23 protein-coding genes and 1 pseudogene are annotated in these 22475 nt (G+C 67.4%); 5 read left to right on the top strand and 19 right to left on the bottom strand.

Going from position 1 to position 22475, the window contains the following annotated elements; translation table 11 throughout:
• The first annotated feature begins 174 nt into the window (after positions 1–174).
• Positions 175–1152: a 2-hydroxyacid dehydrogenase gene (locus tag H165_RS0102820; protein WP_017937391.1), complete on the top strand. Its 978-nt coding sequence runs from the start codon at positions 175–177 to the stop codon at positions 1150–1152.
• 4 nt (positions 1153–1156) lie between these two features.
• On the opposite strand, the pseudogene H165_RS19905 reads toward H165_RS0102820, so the two are convergent.
• The 3 genes and pseudogenes from H165_RS19905 to H165_RS0102810 all read right to left on the bottom strand — a co-directional run.
• Positions 1157–1238: pseudogene (locus H165_RS19905) on the bottom strand (methyl-accepting chemotaxis protein); the annotation flags it as partial.
• A gap of 106 nt (positions 1239–1344) precedes the next feature.
• The gene (locus tag H165_RS0102815; protein ID WP_231492901.1) at positions 1345–3576 is read right to left on the bottom strand and encodes a putative bifunctional diguanylate cyclase/phosphodiesterase; all 2232 of its coding nucleotides are present in this window, start codon (positions 3574–3576) and stop codon (positions 1345–1347) included.
• Positions 3577–3985: 409 nt separating this feature from the next.
• Complete coding sequence (locus tag H165_RS0102810) at positions 3986–4891, bottom strand: DMT family transporter (RefSeq protein WP_017937389.1); 906 nt, start codon at positions 4889–4891, stop codon at positions 3986–3988.
• A 145-nt stretch (positions 4892–5036) separates the two neighbouring features.
• On the opposite strand from H165_RS0102810, the gene H165_RS0102805 reads away from it, so the two are divergent.
• The gene (locus H165_RS0102805) at positions 5037–5909 is read left to right on the top strand and encodes a helix-turn-helix domain-containing protein (protein ID WP_017937388.1); all 873 of its coding nucleotides are present in this window, start codon (positions 5037–5039) and stop codon (positions 5907–5909) included.
• Between the two features lie 19 nt (positions 5910–5928).
• On the opposite strand, the gene H165_RS0102800 is transcribed toward H165_RS0102805, so the two are convergent.
• The 11 genes from H165_RS0102800 to xerD form a co-directional block, all read right to left on the bottom strand.
• On the bottom strand, positions 5929–6840 hold the full coding sequence (locus H165_RS0102800) for a PA2778 family cysteine peptidase (RefSeq protein WP_155943576.1): 912 nt from the start codon (positions 6838–6840) through the stop codon (positions 5929–5931).
• Positions 6841–6875: 35 nt separating this feature from the next.
• A complete protein-coding gene (locus H165_RS0102795; RefSeq protein ID WP_017937386.1) occupies positions 6876–7274 on the bottom strand; it encodes a PA2779 family protein in 399 nt (132 codons plus the stop codon).
• A gap of 104 nt (positions 7275–7378) precedes the next feature.
• Positions 7379–7654 carry a DUF3509 domain-containing protein gene (locus H165_RS18295; RefSeq protein ID WP_017937385.1) on the bottom strand — a complete coding sequence of 92 codons (276 nt, stop codon included), beginning with the start codon at positions 7652–7654 and terminating at the stop codon, positions 7379–7381.
• Positions 7655–7842: 188 nt separating this feature from the next.
• Positions 7843–8166: a DUF3325 domain-containing protein gene (locus tag H165_RS0102785; protein ID WP_017937384.1), complete on the bottom strand. Its 324-nt coding sequence runs from the start codon at positions 8164–8166 to the stop codon at positions 7843–7845.
• The gene (locus H165_RS0102780; RefSeq protein ID WP_026146312.1) at positions 8166–9698 is read right to left on the bottom strand and encodes a PepSY-associated TM helix domain-containing protein; all 1533 of its coding nucleotides are present in this window, start codon (positions 9696–9698) and stop codon (positions 8166–8168) included. The genes H165_RS0102785 and H165_RS0102780 overlap by 1 nt, the downstream gene beginning before the upstream one ends.
• Positions 9695–9994 carry a DUF3649 domain-containing protein gene (locus tag H165_RS0102775; RefSeq protein ID WP_017937382.1) on the bottom strand — a complete coding sequence of 100 codons (300 nt, stop codon included), beginning with the start codon at positions 9992–9994 and terminating at the stop codon, positions 9695–9697. Before H165_RS0102775 ends, H165_RS0102780 begins: the two co-directional genes overlap by 4 nt.
• A gap of 470 nt (positions 9995–10464) precedes the next feature.
• On the bottom strand, positions 10465–10959 hold the full coding sequence (locus H165_RS0102770) for a phosphate-starvation-inducible protein PsiE (RefSeq protein ID WP_017937381.1): 495 nt from the start codon (positions 10957–10959) through the stop codon (positions 10465–10467).
• Between the two features lie 472 nt (positions 10960–11431).
• Positions 11432–12841, bottom strand: coding sequence for a threonine synthase (gene thrC / locus H165_RS0102765; RefSeq protein WP_017937380.1), 1410 nt, complete (start codon positions 12839–12841; stop codon positions 11432–11434).
• A 51-nt stretch (positions 12842–12892) separates the two neighbouring features.
• Positions 12893–14197, bottom strand: a complete 1305-nt coding sequence (locus tag H165_RS0102760; protein ID WP_026146311.1) for a homoserine dehydrogenase — start codon at positions 14195–14197, stop codon at positions 12893–12895.
• Positions 14198–14315: 118 nt separating this feature from the next.
• A complete protein-coding gene (locus H165_RS0102755) occupies positions 14316–15041 on the bottom strand; it encodes a DsbC family protein (protein ID WP_017937378.1) in 726 nt (241 codons plus the stop codon).
• A gap of 107 nt (positions 15042–15148) precedes the next feature.
• Positions 15149–16045: a site-specific tyrosine recombinase XerD gene (gene xerD / locus H165_RS0102750; RefSeq protein WP_017937377.1), complete on the bottom strand. Its 897-nt coding sequence runs from the start codon at positions 16043–16045 to the stop codon at positions 15149–15151.
• A 217-nt stretch (positions 16046–16262) separates the two neighbouring features.
• On the opposite strand from xerD, the gene H165_RS0102745 reads away from it, so the two are divergent.
• Positions 16263–16928 (top strand): cyclic di-GMP-binding domain-containing protein, MshE-related, encoded by a 666-nt coding sequence (locus H165_RS0102745; protein ID WP_017937376.1) that lies wholly within the window; start codon positions 16263–16265, stop codon positions 16926–16928.
• A gap of 104 nt (positions 16929–17032) precedes the next feature.
• On the opposite strand, the gene rplS is transcribed toward H165_RS0102745, so the two are convergent.
• From rplS to ffh, 5 genes are all read right to left on the bottom strand, one after another.
• A complete protein-coding gene (rplS, locus tag H165_RS0102740; RefSeq protein WP_017937375.1) occupies positions 17033–17383 on the bottom strand; it encodes a 50S ribosomal protein L19 in 351 nt (116 codons plus the stop codon).
• 45 nt (positions 17384–17428) lie between these two features.
• Positions 17429–18181: a tRNA (guanosine(37)-N1)-methyltransferase TrmD gene (gene trmD / locus H165_RS0102735; protein ID WP_017937374.1), complete on the bottom strand. Its 753-nt coding sequence runs from the start codon at positions 18179–18181 to the stop codon at positions 17429–17431.
• A gap of 13 nt (positions 18182–18194) precedes the next feature.
• Positions 18195–18731: a ribosome maturation factor RimM gene (rimM, locus tag H165_RS0102730; RefSeq protein WP_017937373.1), complete on the bottom strand. Its 537-nt coding sequence runs from the start codon at positions 18729–18731 to the stop codon at positions 18195–18197.
• Positions 18732–18736: 5 nt separating this feature from the next.
• Positions 18737–18988, bottom strand: coding sequence for a 30S ribosomal protein S16 (rpsP, locus tag H165_RS0102725; protein ID WP_017937372.1), 252 nt, complete (start codon positions 18986–18988; stop codon positions 18737–18739).
• A 186-nt stretch (positions 18989–19174) separates the two neighbouring features.
• Positions 19175–20551, bottom strand: coding sequence for a signal recognition particle protein (ffh, locus tag H165_RS0102720; protein WP_017937371.1), 1377 nt, complete (start codon positions 20549–20551; stop codon positions 19175–19177).
• A gap of 297 nt (positions 20552–20848) precedes the next feature.
• Between ffh and H165_RS0102715 the strand changes: the two genes are divergently transcribed.
• A complete protein-coding gene (locus H165_RS0102715) occupies positions 20849–21649 on the top strand; it encodes a cytochrome C assembly family protein (RefSeq protein ID WP_017937370.1) in 801 nt (266 codons plus the stop codon).
• A complete protein-coding gene (locus tag H165_RS0102710) occupies positions 21646–22470 on the top strand; it encodes a transporter associated domain-containing protein (RefSeq protein ID WP_017937369.1) in 825 nt (274 codons plus the stop codon). The genes H165_RS0102715 and H165_RS0102710 overlap by 4 nt, the downstream gene beginning before the upstream one ends.
• Positions 22471–22475: the final 5 nt, after the last annotated feature.

Raw genomic sequence — 22475 nt, 5'->3', positions numbered from 1 at the left:
CTGATTTTCTTGTTATGTAGGTTAGGTGGCAGCAGCCTACTGCATTCCTCGGGCATTGCAATGCGACCTTCATCCTTACTTCGATAACCGCACGTAACTCGCCCCGGCGTGTCCCCGAATGCTACCGGGAATGATAACTTGCACGGCTGTCGTTCCGTTGCCCGGGAAGCCCCGATGAAAAAGACCGTCCTCGCCTTCAGCCGTCTCAGCCCCGCGCTGATCGAGCGCCTGCAACCCCACGTCGAGCTGGTCGTCCCCAGCCCGAAGCTGGGCGACATAGCCACCCAGTTCGCCGAGGCCCTGCCCCGCGCCCACGGGCTGATCGGCGCCGGCCGACCGCTGGGCGAGGCGCAGCTGCACAACGCCGAGCGCCTGGAGGTGATCTCCAGCATCTCGGTGGGCTACGACAACTACGACGTCGACTACCTGACCCGCCGCGGCATCCTGCTCACCAACACCCCGGACGTGCTCACCGAAAGCACCGCCGACCTGGCCTTCGCCCTGCTGCTCGGCACCGCGCGGCGGGTCGCCGAGCTGGACGCCTGGACCAAGGCCGGCAACTGGAAGCGCACTGTGGAGGCCGACCTGTTCGGCTGCGACGTGCACGGCAAGACCCTGGGCATCGTCGGCCTCGGCAACATCGGTTCGGCCATCGCCCGGCGCGGCCGCTTCGGCTTCGGCATGCGGGTGCTCTACGCCGGCAACAGCCGCAAGCCGGCCCTGGAGCAGGAACTGGGCGCCGAGTACCGCAGCCTCGACGAACTGCTCGGCGAGGCGGACTTCGTCTGCCTGGTGGTGCCGCTCAGCGCCCAGACCCGCCAGCTGATCGGGCGCCGCGAGCTGGCGCTGATGAAGCCCTCGGCGATCCTCGTCAACATCTCCCGCGGCGCGGTGGTGGACGAGGCGGCGCTGATCGAGGCGCTGCAGGAGCAACGCATCCGCGGCGCCGGCCTGGACGTCTACGAGAAGGAGCCGCTGGCCGAATCGCCGCTGTTCGCCCTGCCCCAGGCGGTGACCCTGCCCCACGTCGGCTCGGCCACCCACGAAACCCGCCAGGCCATGGCCTTCCGTGCCGCGGACAACCTGCTCGCCGCACTCGCCGGCGAACGCCCGCGCGACCTGGTCAACCCGCAGGCCTGGCGCCAATCCTGACCGTCCCGGGCGCCGGCCCGCGCCGCCTCGATGGCCGCCTTGAGGGCCAGCAGTTTGGTCTGCTCGGCGATGCCGCTGATGGCCTCGCAGCCCGAATGACGTAGGTGATGTGCCCCTTGAGCTCGGTGGTGGAGAGGATGTCGGCGGCGGGATGCATGGTGATCGTCCGCCCACTGACCGAGTAGTTGCGCTTCATGGCCGGTCTCCCGGAACCTGCGCCGCCCGGCCGACGCCCGAGAAGTCCGCGGCCTCCAGCAGCCGGTCCATCTCCGTGGCACTCCGCGGGCGGCTGAACCAGTAGCCCTGGGCGTAATGGCAGCCCTCGCCAGCGACGAAGGCCAATTGCTCAGCCCGCTCGATACCCTCAGCGACCACCTCCATGCGCAGGTTGCGACCGAGGCCGATGATCGCCCGGGCGATGGCGCTCAGCTCGCCGTCATGGGGCGAGCCGCCGATGAAGCTCTTGTCCACCTTGAGAATGTGCAGCGGGAAGCGCGCCAGGTAGCCGAGCGCGGCGTAGCCGGTGCCGAAGTCGTCGAGGGCCAGCTGGATGCCCAGGTCGGCCAGCTCGCGCAGGCTCACCTGGGTCATGGCATCGTCCTGCATCAGCAGGCTCTCGGTGATCTCGAGGATCAGGCTGGTGGGTGGCAGGCCGGTTTCCTGGAGGATGTCGATCAGCTGCGGCACGAAGCCGGCCTGCTGCAGCTGGCGGCTGGAGATGTTCACCGCGCAGTTCAGCTGCGGTTGACCGCGCAGCTGCCAAGCGCGCACCTGGCGACAGGCTTCGCGCAGTACCCAGGTGCCGACCTCGACGATACCGCCGGACTCCTCCAGCACCGGGATGAACTCCTGCGGCGACACCAGGCGCTCGTCCTGGCGCCAGCGCAGCAGCGCCTCGACACAGAACAGCTCGGGCGGATCGCGGTCGAGACTGCAGATCGGCTGGTAGTGCAGTTCGAACTCGCGGCGCCCCAGCGCCTGGCCGAGCGCCGACTCCAGCTCCAAACGGCGGCGCACCGTCACCTGCAAATCCTCGCTGTAGCGGGCGAACTGCGCCTTGCCGGCCTCCTTGGCGCGGTACAGGGCCAGATCGGCGGCGCGCAGGGCGTCCAGAGTCTTGCCGTGCTCGCGCAGCGGGGCGATGCCGATGCTGGCACTGACCACCAGGGTGCGCTCGTCTAGTTCCAGTGGCTGGTGCAGCTGCTCGAGGATGCGCTGTGCCACCCGCTCGGCGTCGCCGACGCAGGACATGCCGTCGAGCAACACGATGAACTCGTCGCCGCCGAAGCGGAACAACTGGTCGCCGGGGCGCAGGCAGCGGTTGAGACGCTGCGCCACTTCCACCAGCACGCGGTCGCCGACGGTGTGGCCGAGGCTGTCGTTGATCAGCTTGAAGCGGTCCAGGTCGATGAACAGCAGCGCCGCCTCTCTTGGAACGCCGCGGTCCTTGCGTTGCAGGAGGCGCTGCAGCTGCTCGTCGAGGCGCGTGCGGTTGGCCAGGCCGGTCAGCGGGTCGTGGCGGGCGGCATGTTCGAGGCGCTCCTCGACCCGCTTGCGGGCGCTGATGTCGGTCTGCGAGCCGGCCATGCGCAGGGCCCGGCCATCCACCACCTCGGCCACGCCGCGCGCCAGTACCCAGAGGTACTCGCCATCGTGATGGCGGATGCGGTACTGGTGATGGAGGAACTCCGTGCGCCCCTGCAAGTGAGCGTCGATGGCCTGGCGTAGGCCCGGCAGGTCGTCGGGATGCACGCGGCCGAACCAGCTGGCGCTGGTCTCGCCGATGGCGTCGCGGCTGAGGCCGAGCATGCTCGCCCAGCGCTCGGAGACGTACAGCCGGTCGAGGCCGATGTGCCAGTCCCAGATGCCGTCGTTGGCGCCGCGCAGGGCGCGGGCGAAGCGCGCCTCGCTGTCCTCAAGGGCGCGGATCTGCGCGGCTCCGTAGGTGTCGATGGCCAACGTCATGTCGAAGAACACGGCCTTCAGCAGGCTGGCGAACAGCTCGCGCTCGGGGTGTCCGGCGAACAGCTCGGCCAACATGTCGTTGAGGTACAGGCAGTAGGCGCCCAGGTACCACTTCAGCGCCACTCCCACCCGCTGGTGAATCATCCCCACGCGCAGCCGGCCACGCACGTAGTCCTCGTCGAACGGCCCAATCCACAGCCGCCGGTAGTAGTCGCCCTGGCTGTGCTTGAGGCGCTCGACCAGCTGGGGGTTGTCTAGCAGCGCGGAGGGTACGGAGAACTGGCCCAGATGCGCGTAGAGGCGCTCGACGAAAGCCTGCTGCGAGGACGCCAGCCGTGCGGCAGCCCCGTTCAGGCGCCGGGCGTCGGCCTCGTCCCAGTCGAGAAAGCGCCGCCGCTCAGCGATCTCCTCGCCGTCCAGACGGATCCGCCACAGCAGATCCTCCAGTTCCTCATTCATCATTCCCTTCTCCCCGTGTTCTTGTTTTCTACGGGCGCCAAAAAGCGCCGGGGCCACGCTCCCTAGGGGCGTACATCACGGCGCTTCGTTCAGGCCTCTGTGTCCTGCGCAGCAAGAATGGCCCGCACCTGCAGGTGGGAGTGGCGTCGACCGCTCCATCCGGGCCCCCTGGCTGGCCGGCTCCTTGTCGGTCGCCACGCTCTGCCTGAACGCCAGCGGCCCGATAGGGGCAGGCTCCGGACGGCTGTTCGGGTCGTCATGACGATCGAGGACCCGGGCGGGATGACCGAGGCGATCCATGGAATCGATAAACTGATGCCGAAATGATGGCACTCTGTATTGCCTCGATTGCCGCTTTCATTGACCCAGATCAATGAAAGCGTGAGATGTCCTCGCCCCAGGCAGAAATTTACGATTCGGCGGCGGGCACCGTCGGCGCCCCGGTTCGCCGCGCCCGGCGGAACACCAGCAGGTTGCCGAGCATCACCAGGACCAGGCCGAGCAGCGCCGGCAGGGTCCACTGGTAGCCCTCGAAGAACGCCGAGACGTTCAGCGCCACCACCGGGAACAGCACCGTGCAGTAGGCGGCCCGCTCCGGGCCGAGGCGGCCGACCAGGGTAAGGTAGGCGGTGAAGCCGATCACCGAGCCGGGAATCGCCAAGTAGAGCAGCGAGCCGACGTAGGCGAAGCTCCACTGGAAGCCGAAGGGCGTGCCGCTGAGCAGGCAGTAAGCGGCCAGCATCAGAGCACCGTAGAACATCCCCCAGGCGTTGCTGGTCAGCGGGCGGATGCCGTCCTTCTGCTGCAGGCTGGAAACCATGTTGCCGGCCGAGAAGCACAGGGTGCCGAGCAGCGCCAGGCCAAGGCCCTGCCAGGTTTCCCGAGTCGCCGTGTGTCCGGCCAGTTCCGGCCAGAACAGCAGGGCCAGGCCGGCCAGCCCCAGGGCGCCGCCGGCCAGAACGTTGGCGGCGATCCGCTGCTGGAAGAACAGCCGAGCATTCAACGCGTTCCACAGAGTGGCAGTGGAGAACACCACGGCGATCAGCCCGCTGGGGATCCACCGGCTGGCACTGTAGAAGCACAGGAAGTTCAGGCAGAACAGGCACAGACCCTGCACCATGCACAGCGCCTGGCCGCGGGCATCCAGTCGCTGCAGGCGTCGGCTGGCGAGCAGCATGGCGAACAGCACCACGGCCGCCAGAGCGAAGCGGTAGGCGATGGAGGCGGGAATGGCGACCACCTCCAGCTGCAGCTTGATGGCGATCCAGGTGGTGCCCCAGATCAGCACGGTGAGCAGATAGAGCGACAGATTCATGGCAGGCTCCGCGGTGACTCGTGCCAGTCTCCCGCCTCCGCTGCGCCCCGGCTTGCACAAACTTGCGCACTTTCGCCGGCACCGGCTGGCATCCGCACCGCCGCGGAGTAGCATGGACGCACTCCCTCAGGCAGGTTGCCCGGTCATGCCCCAGCTGCTCCAACACCAGGTGTTCCAGTCCCTCGCCAGCTCCCCGCACGCGCGCCTCGAACGCTGCGCAGAGCTGAACGACGGCCTGGCCCTGGCGATCTGGCGCAACCACCACGACTCCCGCGAATACCACAGCCCCGGGCACCACACCCTGACCTGCTACCTGGACGGCGGCACCGGCACCTTCCGCCGCGAACGTCCCGCCGAGAAAGGCGCGCCGGACAAACTCTGCGTATTGCCGGCCGGTCACGAATCGGCCTGGGTGATCAACGGCGACATCCGACTGGTGCACCTCTACGTCAGCGACGAGCGCTTCGCCCTCGACGCCCTGCGGCTGTTCGACCGAGAGCCGCGGGAGATGCAGCTGCGCGAGCACACCTTCCTCGACGACCCCGTCCAGGCGCTGCGCTTTCGCCGGCTGATCGCCCTACCTTGGGAAGAGCCCGGAGAGCGCCTGCTGGTCAGCAGCCTGAGCCACGAGTTGCTCGACCATCTGTTGCGCACCCAGGCCGCGCCGCGCCAGAACCCGCTGCTCAGGGGCGGCCTGGCGCCGCAGCAGCGCCGCCTGCTGCAGGACTACATCGCACAGCACCTGGACGAGCCGCTGGAGCTGGACGATCTGGCCAGCCTGGTGGCCCTGTCGCCCTACCATTTCGCGCGGATGTTCCGTATCAGCTTCGGCGTGCCACCGCACCGCTACCTGCTGGCGCGCCGCCTGGAGCGGGCCTGCCGGCTGCTGCGCGACAGCCTCCTGCCCCTCGGTGAAATCGCCCTGGCCTGCGGCTTCGCCAGCGCCAGCCACTTCAGCAACCGCTTCCGCGCGGCACTGGGCGGCACGCCCGGACAGTACCGGGCGGCCTTCGCCTAGCCGGACGGCAAAAGCCGGATCAGGGACAGGCCGGCAGCACCGGGCAGGCACCTTCCCGGCGCCCGGGTGGATCGAGTGGTGCGGCCAGGCGCCGGTCCGCGGGCGCCAGCTTGCGAGCGCAGGCGCGGGCTGCGCTGGCCTGGGCGGCGCAGCCACGCTCGTTGAGCACCTCGGAGAGGTTGAACCAGCCGATGGCGAAGTCCGGGCGGCGCTGCACGCTGGCGCGCAGGGCCTGCTCGGCGCCGGCGCGATCGCCTGCCGCGTAGCGGGCGTTGCCCAGGGCGAAGAGCGGCAGCGGCTCGTCCGCCCAGTGCATGGCGGCGGTCCGGTAGGCCCGCTCGGCAGCCTCGCGCTGGCCGGTTTCCTCCAGGTCGCTGGCCGCCTGCAGCCAGGGCTGCAGCTGCGCCTCCGCGGGCAGGCGCTCCGGCGGCAGGGTCAGCACCGCCCAGCGCCCGGCGCGCCGCCAGGTGTTGTCGAAGGCGGTGAAACCGGTGATCCAGCGTTTCGTGGTGGCCGAGCGCAGCACCAGCTCCTCACGGGCACGGTCGTAGCCCACCACCACCGCGAAGTGCCATTGCGGCCACCAGTCGAAGCCGAGATTCTGCATCACCAGCACCGGATGGCCGGCCGCCACTTGGGCGAGCAGCGCATCCAGACCGGGCCGTAGCGGATAGACCAGCAGCCCGTGCTGGCGAGCCGCGGCGACCAGCTCGAGCTTCAGGCTGCCCTGCCGCGCCGGCAGATAGACCCTCGGCACCAGCGCCTCAGGCGAGGTGTCCACGCCGCGCTGGACCAGCATGGTGGCCAGCGCGGCGGGACCGCACTGGTAGTCCTTCTGGGGGAAGAAGGGGGTGTCACGCAGCTCCACCGCCACGGGCAGGCGCTCGCTGCCGGCCGGCAGCTGCAGCTTGCCGGCACAGCCGGCGAGCACGGCCAGCGTCCCCAGGACGAGGACGCGCAGGCAGCTCAGCGCACGCACTTGACGAAGGTGAAGATGTCAGTGGCGCAGAGCATGTCGGTGATGATGAAGATCACCAGGAACAGCACGATGATGCCGACCACACTGCCGCCCACCGGCTCCTCCTGGAGCTGCTGGTTGAAGTGGGCCAGCTCGGCGGGGGTCAGGCTGTCGATGCGGGCCTCCACCTGGGCGCGGTCGACGCCTAGGGACTCGAGCTTCCGCTGCACCTCGCGGTCGTCGAGCATGGCGCGCAGCTGCTGGCGGTCGACCTCCTGCCGATGCTCCTGGAGCACCTGCGGGGTGTCGATCATCGCCGCCTGCGCCACGGGGATCTGAGCGAAGGTGACGAGCTGGAGGGCCGCCAGTCCGGCAGCGAGTTGACGCATGGAAATGCGCATGGTCATGAGGACTCTCTCCTGGGGTGGTGTTTTCCCTAGACAGTCCACCAAGGATGGCAGTTCCATATCAGTCCTGCCATGACCGGCGCCACACTGGAAGCCTACGCCGCTCAGCCGACCGGCCCGTCCCAGCGCCGCGAGCTCATCTCCTCCAGGCAGGACAGCCCCTGGCCGCGGTCGATGGCCAGGCCGAAGCGGATGCTCTGGATGGTCTGCTCCAGCTTGGCAGGGTCGCTCAGTTGCTCGACGCTGAGCAGGCGCTGGGCCACGGTGCCGTGCTCGTCCAGAAGCGAGAGGGTCGTGCTACCGTCCGGGCTGCCGATGGTGAAGCGGACCTGGAACTGGTCCTTGAAGGAGTCGCTGACGAATTTGAAGGGATTGAGCATGGCGGCATACCTGGAACTGGGGTGACACACCTAGCCCAGAGCAAACGCGGGGCCAACCCGGTCTCTCCTGCGACGAGTGGCTGAAAGCCCCCTGCGCCGGGCCTTTCCGGCCGGCCGGCGCAGCCCCGTCACGGACCAGGATGACGCAGCTCCGGGCTGCCTGCCCCATCCGAGGGCAGGCCCGTCCTTCAGACCAGCAGCTGCAGCAGTGCCCCGACCGGCAGCAGCAGCGCCAGGGGCAGAGCCCAGCGCTGCCGCCAGGCCAGCAGCAGCACCAGCAGCAGACCGGCAATCATCAGCTGGCAGAGCCAGACCACCACGCCAATCTCGATGCCCGGCGTAGCGATGCCGAGCACCAGGGCGACCGCCAGGGCGGCGGCACCGGTCACCCGCAGCCAGCGGCTGTGCCCAGCCGTCGGCGCACGGCCGAACAGTGCCTTGTGGTGGCGCGCCATGGCCAGGCAGAAGGTCAGCATGGCCAGGTAGGCGAAGGCGAAACTCAGCCAGCCCATCAGACGCCCTCCTCCACCAGTTGCCGGCGACCGCGCGGCTGGCGGGCAGCCTGCGTCATGGGCTGGGCCGTTCGCCAGGCGAACAGCGCGCAGAGCAGGCCGGCCAGCAGCAGCGTCAGGTCGATACCGGCCAGCGCCCAGTCGCCGCGCGCCAGGCTGGCCAACAGGTGGCCATCGCGGGTGGTCAGCCAGTTGAGCAGCGGCAGGCCCAGAGCCAACAGCGCGCCCAAGGCCAGTTGTTCGCGGTACAGGGCGCGCGGCTGGTGGCGGCGCAGTACCGCCCAGATGGCCAGCACGAGCCAGCTGGCGACGAACACCCAGCCCTCCGCCTCGGCCCGCTCCGGAAGAGAGGCCGGCAGCAGGCGGTTGCCCCATAGCAGAGCCAGGCTGGCCAGTGGCAGGCCGCCGAGCACCGCGCCATTGAGCGCACGGACCAGGGCCAGAGCGCGTCCACTACGCTCTTCTCGCTTGGCCAGCCAGACCTTGAGGCCGCCGACCAGCATGGCGCAGCCGGCCAGACCGAGCAGGAAGTACAGGACGCGCACCAGGGTGCCGCCGAACTGCGCCATGTGCAGGCCGGTCAGCCAGCTGTAGGTCTGATAACCGGCGGACACCTGCTGCTCGCCGAGCAACTCGCCGCTGGCCTCGTCGTAGCTCAGGGTGGCCTGCGGCGGGGCGATCCGCGACTCGTCGCGTTGGCGCACGTCCACCACCGCGGCGACGTCGCCCGGATGGTGCACGCTCACCCAGCCCACCTCGGCGCCGTCCCAGCGCTGGCGGGAACGCTCGATCAGCCCGTCCAGCGACACCTGCTGGGACGACGGTTGGTGGATGCCCTCGCGGATGTAGGCGCCCATCACCTCGCCAAAGAACTTCTCGATGTCGCTGCCGTAGGCCACCTGGATACCGGCCGGCATATAGGTGGCGACGAAGATCGCCACCCCGGTGTAGGCGAGGACCAGATGGAACGGCAGGCCGAGCACGCCGAACAGGTTGTGGGCGTCCAGCCAGGCGCGCTGGCCGTTGGTCTGCGGGCGCAGGGTGAAGAAGTCCTTGAAGATCCGCCGGTGGATGATTACCCCGGAAACCAGCGCCACCAGCATGAACATGCCGGCCAGACCGACGATGTACACCCCCGGCATGCCGGCGTGCAGGTTGTAGTGCAGGTCGAAGAAGAACCTCCCACCGACGCTGCCCGGCATCGGCTCGCGACCGGCCGGGTCGAAGGCCACGTCGTGGATCTCCATGCTGCCGTCCACCTCCCAGCCGAGCCGCCAGTAGGGCTCGCGCTCGGTGGGCGCGTGGGTCCAGAAGGCATGCAGCTCGTCGCTGACGTTGCGCCTCAGCCAGTCGCGTACCTCGTCGGCAGTCATGCTGCTGGCCACCGGTACGTGCAGCGCCGGGCGCATCCAGCGCTCCAGTTCCTTGTCGAAACAGGCCAGGCTGCCGGCGAAGATGATCACGTAGAGCAGCCAGCTGGGCAGCAGCCCGCCCCAGGTGTGCAGGCCGGCCATGCTCTGTCGCAGGCTCATGGGCGGCCCCCTAGTTCGCTCGGCAGGAAGGCCGCCAGGCCCAGGGCCAGGGTCAGCACGCCAAGCACCAGCCAGGCCCGGATAGCGCTGCGCGCGGCGAACACGTAGATCACCGCCGCGGTCCACACGACGAAGCTGAGCAGGCCGGCGAACACCACCCGGTCGGGGCGGGCCAGCGGCAGGTAGACGGTGAAGAAGGCGGTGAAGCCGTAGGCCAGCGCATAGCCGCCGACCAGCGCCGCCAGCACGCGCGAGGTGATGCTCCAGGGACTGGAGGCTCTGCTCTTGCCGGTCACGGTCGTTTCCCCAGTGAAAGCCGTTTCGCTGGGCGGCGCCGGAAAAGCCCGGGGCCGCCATCATGATCCGCTCGATGTTCCCGCCTCCACCAGTCGGCGGATACGAGAAAAATTCGCAAGATCATTTACGAATAATTCAAATTTGTAAACACAAGATTTACGAACAGATTCGAATCAGCCCCGGTGCCAGGGACTTCCGGCGTGGCGAACGAAGGTCGTGCATGGCCGGCAAGCCAGCCCCGCCGCTCTCTCTTCACGAGAGCGGGTAACGTGCCATGGAGAATCCGCTCCAGCCGTCGAGCGCAGCCTTTCAGCCCGAGTGCCGGGGGAACTTCGGCATCGAGAGCCTGGATGGCGGGTGCTGCCTCTGTTCGACAGCCAGCATGTGGCGACGGCCCCACAGCCTGCGCCTTCGCCATCGATCGCAGCCGAGGATGCGCCGGGCTCGGCGCGCGTGACGCAGGGCCAGTTCAGCTTTCGCCGGGATCCGCCTCGCCCGACCGAGCGGCAGAAATGCGGCGGCGCGGCGCATCGCTGCTCACCGCAGGGAACCGGGCGGAAGCGAAGCGCACCACCAGGATCGACAGGGCCAGCAGCAGGATCGCCGCCGATACGTAGATCACCCCCATGCCCGGGCCGTTGTGGTGCGACACGTCGGAGATCAGCAGGCGGGTCAACGCGGTAATCGCCACATAGATCAGGAAACGCACCGGCATGTGGTTGGTCTTGAAGTAGATGCCGACCATGGCCCCCAGTTCGAGGTAGATGAACAGCAGGAGAATGTCGTCCACGCTGACGTGGCCCGCCTTCACCATGTCCAGGAAGGTCATCACCGAGGCCCAGGCGGTAGTGGCGCCGATGGCAAACAGGGCGAGGTAGTGGAAACTCTCGACGAGCAGGTTGCCCAACGATTCCGCCAGGTCGTGCACGCTTTCACGCAGGGATTCGGCCCACTTGATCTTCACGCTGGAACTCCTCGATTACAGACATTGCAGACGGTGCGCTCTTCTTCTCCGTCATCCGCTGACGGGAATGGCCCTACTGTGAAGGAGAACGGGTGACGAAGGACACCCTCCCCGCCGCGGCAAACGGCCGCAGGGGGCGGACGCCACGCGCGCAGCGGCGGGTGAAAGGCCGTGCGAACTACCCAGCCCGACCAGCGACGCGTGGTCAGGAGCCGGCTGGCACTGATCGAGGCCGCCCTGGGTGGCGGCGAGGAGGCTGCCACGCAGAGCCTGGAGTGCTCTCCGCGATGCCCGGCGCCCTGCTACTGTCGTGCAGCGTCAGCAATCCGGAGCCGTCCGACCCACTGCTCGAGATCACCCGCCGCCGGCTGCTCGCCCAGGCCGGAGACCGTCGCCCCAACGCCTGGCGAAGCCCGAGCCCGGAAACGCAGAAGGCCGGCAGAGGCCGGCCTTCGTGCTTGCAGCGCAGGGCTTAGAGCGGCTTGCCGCGATTGCCGTGGGCGCTGACGAACTGCTGCACGGCCTTCAGGTCGTTGGCCAGCACGGTGCAGCGCTCCTCGCGCTGGAACAGGTCGGCCAGGTGCGGCGGCAGCTGCGGGGCCTGGCCGATGCCGGCCTTCTCCACCGCCTCGGGGAACTTGACCGGGTGCGCGGTGCCCAGGATCACCATCGGGGTGGCCAGGCTGCGACGAGTCTCGCGGGCGGCGCGCACGCCGATGGCGGTGTGCGGGTCGAGCAGCTCGCCGCACTCCTTGTAGACCTCGGCGATGGTCGCGCAGGTTTCCTCGTCGCTCACCGCCAGGGAATCGAACAGGCGGCGTGCCTCGGTCCAGCGGTCATCCTCCACGGACAGCCTGCCGGTGGCCTTGAAGCCATCCATCAGCTCGGCCACGGCCTTGCCGTTGCGGCCGTGCAGGTCGAACAGCAGGCGCTCGAAGTTGGACGACACCATGATGTCCATGGACGGCGACAGCGACGGGTGCAGGGTGTCCTTCTCGTAGCGGTTGCCGCTCATGAAGCGGTGCAGGATGTCGTTGCGGTTGGTGGCGACCACCAGCTGGCTGACCGGCAGGCCCATGTTGCGCGCCAGGTAGCCGGCGAAGATGTCGCCGAAGTTGCCGGTGGGCACCGAGAAGGCCACCGAGCGGGCCGGCGCACCGAGCTGGATGGCGGCGTGGAAGTAGTAGACGATCTGGGCCATGATCCGCGCCCAGTTGATCGAGTTGACCGCCACCAGCCGGGTGCCCTTGAGGAAGGACTGGTCGGCGAAGCTGGCCTTGACCATCTCCTGGCAGTCGTCGAAGTTGCCCTCGATGGCGATGTTGTGGATGTTGTCGCCCTTGATGGTGGTCATCTGCCGGCGCTGCACCTCGGACACCCGGTTGTGCGGGTGCATGATGAAAATGTCGACGTTCTCGCAGGCCTTGCAGCCCTCGATGGCCGCCGAGCCGGTGTCGCCGGAAGTGGCGCCCATGATCACCACGCGCTCGCCGCGCTTGGACAGCACATGGTCGAGCAGGCGGCCGAGCAGCTGTAGGGCGAAGTCCTTGAAGGCCAGGGTCGGGCCGTGGAACAGCTCCAGCACCCACTCGTTGCCGTTCAGCTGGCGCAGCGGCGCCACCGCGCGGTGGGCGAACACCCCGTAGGTGTCCTCGAGGATCTTCTTGAAGTCGGCATCGCTGATGCTGCCGGCAACGAACGGACGCATCACCCGGAAGGCCAGCTCATGGTACGGCAGGCCGGCCCAGGAGGCGATCTCCTCAACGGTGAAGCGCGGCAGGTTTTCCGGCACGTAAAGACCGCCGTCGCTGGCCAGGCCGGCCAGCAGGACATCCTCGAAGTTCAGGGCCGGCGCCTGGCCGCGGGTACTGATGTAGCGCATAAGTCAAACCTTAGCTGTGCGCGACGAGCCCTCGGGCTAGCCGCGCCTGGGTTAATTGAGCTGTTCCACACGAATCCGTACGACCTTGCCGGTGACGCCCTCCAGCGCCTCCAGGGCGGCGATGGCCTCGTTGATCTGGGCCTCGCGCACGCGGTGGGTGACCAGGATCATCGGCACCAGGCCGTCCTGTTCCTCCGCTTCCTTCTGCATGATCGACTCGATGTTGATGCCACGCGCGGAGAGGATGCTCGCCACCTGGGCCAGCACGCCAGGATGGTCCTTGGCGTGGATGCGCAGGTAGTAGGCGCTCTCGCAAGCCTCGATGGGCAGGATCGGATGATCGGACAGCGCCTCCGGCTGGAAGGCCAGATGCGGCACGCGGTTCTCCGGGTCGGTGGTCAGCGCGCGAACCACGTCTACCAAATCGGCCACCACCGAGGAGGCGGTGGGCTCCATGCCGGCGCCGGCGCCGTAGTAGAGGGTCGAGCCGGCGGCGTCGCCGTTGACCATCACCGCGTTCATCACCCCATTGACGTTGGCGATCAGGCAGTCGGCGGGGATCAGGGTCGGATGCACGCGCAGCTCGATGCCTTCCTCGGTGCGGCGCGCCACGCCGAGGTGCTTGATGCGGTAGCCCAGCGCCTCGGCGTAGCCCACGTCGGCGGTGGTCAGCTGGGTGATGCCCTCGGTGTATGCCTTGTCGAACTGCAGCGGGATACCGAAGGCGATGGAGGCGAGGATGGTCAGCTTGTGCGCAGCGTCGATGCCTTCCACGTCGAAGGTCGGGTCGGCCTCGGCGTAGCCCAAGGCCTGGGCTTCCTTGAGCACGTCGTCGAAGGCGCGGCCCTTCTCGCGCATCTCGCTGAGGATGAAGTTGCCGGTGCCGTTGATGATACCCACCAGCCAGTTGATGCGGTTGCCGGCCAGCCCCTCACGGATCGCCTTGATCACCGGAATGCCGCCGGCCACCGCGGCCTCGAAGGCGACGATCACGCCCTTCTCGCGGGCACGGGCGAAGATCTCGTTGCCGTGCACGGCAATCAGCGCCTTGTTGGCGGTGACCACATGCTTGCCGTTGTCGATGGCCTTGAGCACCAGGTCGCGAGCCACGGTGTAGCCGCCGATCAGCTCGATGACCACGTCGACGTCCGGGTTATTGGCCACCTCGAAGACATCGTTGGTAATCGGGGTGTCGCCGATTTCGCACTGCGGGTTGCGCGAGCGCAGGGCAATCTGCGCCACTTCGATGCCACGCCCGGCGCGCCGCTCGATCTCCTCGGCGTTGCGCTTGAGCACGTTGAAGGTACCGCCACCGACGGTCCCCAGCCCACAGATGCCAACTCTCACCGCTCTCACACTCGACTCCCATCTGCACTGCGTAAAACGGCCGGGCTTGGCGCGCCCGGCCGTAAATCCGAAGGAGCCGCACCTTACGAAGCGGCCCATGATTAGTCAATCAGGCCCAGACCGCGGCTTACTTGGCCTCCAGGGCCAGCTTGGCAAGCTGCGGGGCCGGCTGGTAGCCGGGGATCATCTGGCCGTTCGCCAGGACGATGGCCGGGGTGCCCTGCACGCCGATCATCTGCCCCAGCTCGTACTGCTTGCTCACCGGGTTGTCGCAAGTAGCTGGCGGAACCTCCTCGCGGGCCTTGGCGCGGTTCATCGCCGCCTGGCGGTCCTTGGCGCACCACACGCTGACCAGGGTGTTGTAGCCGTGGCTGCCGATGCCCTGACGCGGGAAGGCCACGTAACGCACCTCGATGCCGCGACGGTTGAGCTCCGGCACCTCGCTGTGCAGCTTCTGGCAGTAGCCGCAATCGGTGTCGGTGAACACGGTGATGTGCGCCTTGGGATTCTTCGGTGCGAAGACCACCATCTCGCTGGCCGGGATGGCCTCGATCTCCCTGGCGATCCCCTGGCTTTCCGCCTGCTCGGTCAGGTTGATGGCCTGGCCATCCTTGACCTGGTAGAGGTAGCCCTGCAGCAGGAACTGGCCGTCGGCGCTGGCGTACAGCTGACGGCCGCCCTTGAGCTGCACCTGGTAGATGCCGGTCAGCGGGCTCTCGGCGATGGCCTCGATGGGCAGGTCGGGTTGCAGGGCCTTGAGGGTGCTGCGGATCGCCTGGTCGGGGTCGGCGGCGAGGACGGCGCTGCCGGCCAGGCCGAGGGCGGCAGCAGCGAGGATTCGGGTCACGCGCATGGATACTCCTATCGAGCGGCGGGCGGCGTCATGAATGCTGCAAGCCTACCACAGGAGGCCGCCGTGGCCGATGGCAGCCAGTCACCCGCAAACCGGCAAGTCCCACTTCAGCCGCGCGGGTGATGACGGGCGTGCAGATCCTGCAGGCGAGCCTTGGCGATATGGGTATAGATCTGGGTAGTGGACAGGTCCTGGTGGCCGAGCAGCATCTGCACGGTGCGCAGGTCGGCGCCGTGGTTCAGCAGGTGGGTGGCAAAGGCGTGGCGCAGAGTGTGCGGCGACAGCGGCTTGGCGATTCCGGCCACCCGCGCCTGGTGCTTGATGCGGTGCCAGAAGGTCTGCCGGGTCATCCGCTCGCCGCGCAGGCTGGGAAACAGCACGTCGCTGGGCCTGCCGCCAAGCAGCAGCGAGCGAGCCTCCAGCAGGTAGCGCTCCAGCCAGGCGATGGCCTCCTCACCGAGCGGCACCAGGCGTTCCTTGCGGCCCTTGCCGAAGACCATGAGCACGCCCTGGCGCAGGTTGACCTGCTCCAGGCGCAGGTCGACCAGCTCGCTGACCCGCAGTCCGCAGGCGTAGAGCACCTCGAGCATGGCTCGGTCGCGCAGGCCGATGGGGTCGTCCACATCCGGCGCGGCGAGTAGCGCCTCGACGTCCGCCTCGGACAGAGATTTGGGCAGCGGCCGACCGATGCGCGGCAGCTCCACCTGCAGGGTCGGGTCCTCGGCGATCAGCCCCTCGGCCAGCAGGTAGCGGTAGAAACCGCGCAGGCCGGAGAGGAAGCGCGCGGTGGAGCGCGCCACATACCCCTCGTCGAGGCGCCAGGCGAGATGGTCGAGGATCGCCTCGCGGCCCACCTCGGCCAGCTCCAGACCTCGCGCCTGCAGCCAGCCGTTGAAATGCGTCAGGTCGCTGCGGTAGGCGGAGCGGGTGTGCTCGGAGAGGCCCTTCTCCAGCCACAGGGCATCGAGGAAGCGGTCGATCAGGGGATGGTCCATCGCGGGCATGGCATCACTATGGCAGCAAGCGAACCCGCCTAGTCTTTCATGGCACGGTCCGATACGGCCAGAGACTCGGCAACCAGGGGCGTTCGCCGACCGGTCCGTCGGCGGGATACCCCACGAGTCGCCAACCCGGCCTACCCTATCTTTCGTCGGGTGACTTGACGGCCGCACACGCCGCATCATGATTGCACATTGCCACAAACTGCATCGAGTCCCCAGCATGCCGCACCAACAGAATTCCCGCCTCGGCCAAATCCTGATCGGCAAGGGCCTGATCAACCGCGACCAACTGGACGCCGCGATCCGCGCCCAGGCCGGCAGCGGCAAACGACTCGGCGAGATCCTCGTCGCCCAGGGGGTCCTCAGCGAACGCCAGCTCGCCAGGGCGCTGAAGAAGCAGAAGAACCTGCGCCTGGCCGCCACCCTGATCGCCGCTCTGCTCAGCCCCTTCCAGATGGCCAGCGCCGACCTGCAGCGCCTGCAGCCTGGCAGTCGCTCGGTCGAGGCCATGGCACCGCTCGACGAGCGGGAGATGCGCCGGGTCAGCGCCCAAGGCCTGGACGACGTGCTGCAGGGCCTGTTCCTCCAAGCGGAAAGCGGCGACGGCCCGCCCCCAGTGCTGCAACTGGCCAAGCTGGTGATGCCGGTGCTGGAGAGCCTGGAGGCGGAAACCTCGCTGCAGGACGTGCGCTACGACATCCAGCACGCCGATGTCCAGCTCAACCCCGACGGCACCCTGAACCTGCGCCTGCCCAGCTCCATCGGCGAGCTACGCTTCGACAACATCCACGTTGCCCATGCCCCGGCAGGTCAGAGCCTGGGCAGTCTGCACCTGCAGGACATCGACCTGTCCCAGGCCAGCCTGAAGATCAGCCTGCACCACTGAGCCCGCCGCCTGCCATCCCCCGCCCGCCACCAGTTTTCCGCGGGCATGAAAAAAGCAGCCCGAGGGCTGCTCTTTTCTTTCGTCCTGCGTGAGGAAAGGGTCGATCAGACCAGCTTTTCCTTGATGCGGGCGGCCTTGCCGGACAGTTCGCGCAGGTAGTACAGCTTGGACTTGCGCACGTCGCCGCGACGCTTGACGGTGATGCTGTCGATCAGCGGCGAGTAGGTCTGGAAGGTACGCTCCACGCCCACGCCGTTGGAGATCTTGCGCACGGTAAAGGCGCTGTTCAGACCGCGGTTGCGCTTACCGATGACCACACCTTCGAAGGCCTGCAGACGCGAACGGTCGCCTTCCTTCACCTTCACTTGCACGACCACGGTGTCGCCGGGGGCGAAAGCCGGGATCTCTTTGTTCATCTGTTCAGCTTCGAGTTGCTGAATGATCTTGTTGGTCATCTCTGCGCTCCTAAGACTGACCGCTGGTGGTCAGCCATCGATACGTTAACTATCGTCCCGCTGACGGAGATACTCCGCCAACAGCTCTTTTTCTTCTCCAGAAAGCGAGCGGCAATCCAGAAGATCAGCGCGCCGTTCGTAGGTCCTTCCCAAGGACTGCTGCAAACGCCAGCGCCGGATGTGTTCATGATTGCCGCCAAGCAGCACCTCAGGAACACGGCGTCCCGCATACACCTCGGGTCGGGTGTAGTGCGGGCAGTCGAGCAGGCCGTCGGTAAACGAGTCCTCCTCGGCAGAATTCGCATGGCCCAATGCACCGGGCAGCAAGCGGGTCATCGCGTCGATCAGCACCATGGCAGGCAGTTCGCCGCCGGACAGCACGTAGTCGCCGATCGACCACTCCTCGTCGACATGCGCCTCGATGAAGCGCTCGTCGATCCCTTCGTAACGCCCGGCGATGAGGATCAGGGCCTCTTCCTGCGCCAGCTCGCGGACCGCCGCCTGCGTCAGCTTGCGGCCCTGCGGCGACAGGTAGATCACCTTCGCCGGCCTGCCGAGGGCCTGCTTGGCATCCAGCAGGGCATCCTCGAGCGGCTTGATCTTCATCACCATTCCCGGACCACCGCCGAACGGCCGGTCGTCCACCGTCTGGTGGCGGTCCGTGGTGTAGCTGCGCGGGTTCCAGCAGGTGAGCCGCAACAGCCCCTGCTTCACCGCACGGCTGGTAATGCCGTAATCGGTGATGGCGGCAAACATCTCAGGGAACAGGGTGATGACTTCCACGCGCAGGCCAGTCACGCCAGCCCCGTGCTCAGAAATCGGCATCCCAATCCACCCGCATCTCCCCGGCCGCCAGGTCGACGCTCAGTACGCAGTGCTCCGTATAGGGCAACCAGCGTTCGCGGTCGTCCAGGCTGCCCTCGCAGGGCTTGACCACCATCACATCGTTCGAACCGGTCTCCAGCAGATGATCGATCCGACCGAGCAGTTGCCCGGCCTGGTCGATGACCTTGAGACCTTCGAGCTGGTACCAGTAGTACTCGCCTTCGGCCAGCTGCGGCAGTTCGCCGCGCGGAACGCAAATCTCGAAACCGGAGAAAGCTCGTGCCTCATCGCGGTCGTCGAGACCCTTGAGCTTGGCCACCAGGACCTTGCCCTGCAGGCGTCCCCTGACCAGTTCAACCTGACGGATCTCGCCATCGCGCCGCAGCGTCCAGTGGCGATAATCCAGCAGATTGTCGATCGGGTCGGTAAAGGAATAGACCTTCACCTCGCCGCGCACGCCGTGCACCGATACGATCTTGCCGATGACGAGCAGCTCATCGGCCGGAGCAGGCGCCGTACTCATGCGACTCAGGCTGCGGACTTGGCAGCTTCCTTGAGCAGCTGGGCAACACGCTCGGACGGCTTGGCACCCAGGCCCAGCCAGTAATTGGCGCGCTCCTGGTCCACGGACAGGCGCACTTCACCACCAGTGGCGATCGGGTTGAAGAAGCCGATGCGCTCGACGAAGCGACCGTCGCGGGCATTGCGGCTGTCGGTCACGGTCAGGTGGTAGAAGGGGCGCTTCTTGGAGCCGCCACGAGCAAGACGAATAGTTACCATGTGAACGTTGTTCCTGTAGGTCGGTACTAGCAAATCTGGTCAATCAAGGCCGGACACCGGGCCCGAAAGGCCGCATATTCTATGAGCTAAAGCGCCAGGCATCAAGCCAAATGCACGCCGCGCCGGCAAAATCCCTGCGCCCCGCTGCCCCGCTGGGTTTCCGGCCGGCCACTGTCAGGCCAGGGATCAGAATTTCGGGAGGCCGCCACCGGGCAGCATGCCGCCCAGACCGCGCATCATCTTGGCCATGCCGCCCTTGGCGGTGAATTTCTTCATCATCTTCTGCATCTGCTTGTGCTGCTTGATCAGCCGGCTGACGTCCTGCACCTGGGTGCCGGAACCAAGAGCGATGCGCCGCTTGCGCGAGCCACTGATGATCTCCGGATCGCGGCGCTCGGCCGGGGTCATGGAGTTGATGATGGCTTCCATCTGCCGGAACTGCTTCTCGGCCACGCTCTGCGCGTTGCCCATCTGCGCCAGGTTGATCCCGCCGATGGCCGGCAGCTTGTCCATCAGGCTGCCCAGGCCGCCCATGTTCTTCATCTGCTGCAGCTGGTCGCGGAAGTCCTCGAGGTCGAAGCCCTTGCCCTTCTTGAGCTTCCTGGTGAGCTTCTCGGCCTTCTCGCGGTCGAGGTTCTGCTCGGCCTGCTCGATCAGACTGAGCACGTCACCCATGCCGAGGATGCGCGAGGCGATGCGGTCCGGGTAGAAGGGTTCCAGGGCCTCGGTCTTCTCGCCCATGCCGATGAACTTGATCGGCTTACCAGTGATGTGCCGCACCGACAGTGCCGCACCGCCACGGGCGTCACCGTCCACCTTGGTGAGCACCACGCCGGTCAGCGGCAGGGCGTCGCCGAACGCCTTGGCGGTATTGGCGGCGTCCTGACCAGTCATAGCATCGACCACGAACAGGGTTTCCACCGGCTTCACCGCGGCATGCAGGGCCTGGATCTCGCTCATCATCTCGGCGTCGACGTGCAGGCGACCGGCGGTATCCACCAGTACCACGTCGATGAACTTCAGCCTGGCCTCGCGGATCGCCGCCTCGGCGATGGCCACCGGCTGCTGGCTGGTGTCCGAGGGGAAGAAGGTCACGCCGATGTCGTTGGCCAGGGTCTCCAGCTGCTTGATCGCTGCCGGACGGTAGACGTCGGTGGACACGACCATGACCGACTTCTTCTTGCGCTCCTTGAGGAAGCGCGCCAGCTTGCCGACCGTCGTGGTCTTACCGGCACCCTGCAGACCGGCCATCAGCACCACAGCCGGCGGCGCGGCGTTCAGCGCCAGGTCCTCGTTGGCCGCGCCCATCAGCTCTTCCAGCTCGAGGCGAACGATCTTCACGAACGCCTGGCCTGGGGTCAGGCTCTTCGACACCTCGGTGCCGACCGCACGCTCCTTGACCCGGTTGACGAAGTCCTTGACCACCGGCAGGGCGACGTCGGCTTCCAGCAGGGCCATGCGCACTTCGCGCAGGGTGTCCTTGATGTTGTCCTCGGTCAGCTTGGCCTTGCCGGTGACGGTACGCAGCGTGTGCGAGAGACGTTCGGTGAGATTTTCAAACATGCGCGATCCTTTCGAGCGGTCGAGCCGGGAACTTGGGCTTCTGGCAGGCGGCGGATTATAACGAAGCACCCCGAGCGCGGACACTGCTCGTCCGCGGCATCCGGCCGCCGATCCGCCCAGGCCGCCCGGCAGGCTGCGGAGCACCGCGCCGCGGCCGTTCGTCGCAGCCGCACCGGGGCAGCGCGGCGCCGCGCCGCAGACCGACCGGGCGCGCAAGGGATAGCCCCTCGCGGTCTTTCGTGGAAGGGCTTTTGTGTGCCACACTCAGCGCCTTTCGGGCCTCGCTCCAAAGGACCTATGCAGCCTCTGTTGCCCAGTGTCATCGCCGCCGCGCTCTATGCGGCCGCCACCAGCTACCAGTCCCTGCGCCTGATCGCGCGCAAGACGCCGGACAAGCGCATCCTGCTGCCGCTCGGCCTGCTCGCCCTGCTGGCCCATGTCGCCAGCCTGTTCGGCCAGTTGATCACCCCGAGCGGGCTGTACCTCGACTTCTTCAATGCCGCCAGCCTGATCGCCGCCGCGGTGATCGCCCTGATCCTGCTGGCCGCGCTGCGCATCCCGGTGACCATCCTGCTGCTCCTGCTCTTTCCGCTCGGCTGCCTGACCGTGCTCTTCGCTCAGTTCGTCCCGGCCGGCACTACCCAGGGAATTCGTGAGCACCCGGGGATCCTCGCCCACATCCTGCTGTCGATTCTCGCCTACGGCCTGCTGACCATCGCCATGTTCCAGTCGCTGCTGCTGCTCGTGCAGGATCGCCAGCTCAAGCACAAGCACCCGTCCGGACTGATCCGCAGCTTCCCGCCGCTGCAGACCATGGAGAGCCTGCTGTTCGGCTTCCTCTGGGCCGGCTGGTTGCTGCTCTCGCTGTCCCTGCTGTCCGGCTGGCTGTACCTCGACGACCTGTTCGCCCAGCATCTGGTGCACAAGACCCTGCTGGCCTGCCTGGCCTGGGTGATCTTCGCGGTACTGCTGTGGGGCCGTCACCAGCGCGGCTGGCGAGGCCACAAGGCGATCCGCTGGACGCTGGCGGGCTTCTGCCTGCTGATGCTGGCCTACTTCGGCAGCAAGCTGGTGCGCGAATTCATCCTGCACATATGAACGGCTTCGCTGGCGGCCTGCTGCTCGGCCTGGCCCTCGCCCTGCTGGTGGCGCTCGGGGCATGGCTGATCCGCCGCGCCCTGCGTCCCGCCCCGAATGCCGCCGACACCCGCGAGCAGCCGCCCCTATCGCCGCTGCAGGCCCTGCAGCAGATCAGCATCAAGTCGATCATGGTGCCGCGCAACGAGATCCAGGGCATCGACATCGGCGCCGAGCCGGCGCGCATCCTCGAACAGCTACGCAACGCCACCCACACCCGCCTGCCGCTCTATCGCGACGACATCAACCAGATCGAAGGCTTCCTGCACGCCCGCCAAATTGCCCAACTGCTCGGCCGCGCCGATCTGGACGGCGAGGCCCTGCTGGCCGCCGGCCAGGCGCCCTACTTCGTGCCGGAAGGCACTCCGCTGCTCACCCAGCTGCTGAACTTCCAGAAGGAGAAACGGCGCATCGCCGTGGTGGTCGACGAGTACGGCGAGGTGCTCGGCCTGGTCAGCCTGGAGGACATCTTCCGCGAGCTGATCGGCGAGTTCAGCAACCTCGACGAGCTGAGCCCGAACCCGGCAATTCAGCCGGAAGGCGACGGCCGCTACAGCCTGGACGGCTCCCTGCACCTGCGCGAGCTGAACCGCGCCCTGGGCTGGCAGCTGCCCTGCGACGGCCCACAGACCCTCAACGGCCTGATCACCGAGGCACTGGAGCAGATCCCCGAGAACGACGTGTGCCTGAAGGTCGGCCCCTACTGCCTGGAAACCCTGGAAATCTCCGAGAATCGGGTGGTACGGGTGCGCGCCTGGCGCAGCCAGTCCCGCGCCCGCTAGGCACG

It is taken from the genome of Pseudomonas thermotolerans DSM 14292 (genome assembly GCF_000364625.1).
Lineage (GTDB): Bacteria > Pseudomonadota > Gammaproteobacteria > Pseudomonadales > Pseudomonadaceae > Aquipseudomonas > Aquipseudomonas thermotolerans.
The sequence above is the reverse complement of the archived record's forward strand: the minus strand, read 5'-3'. Positions and strand labels throughout refer to the sequence as shown.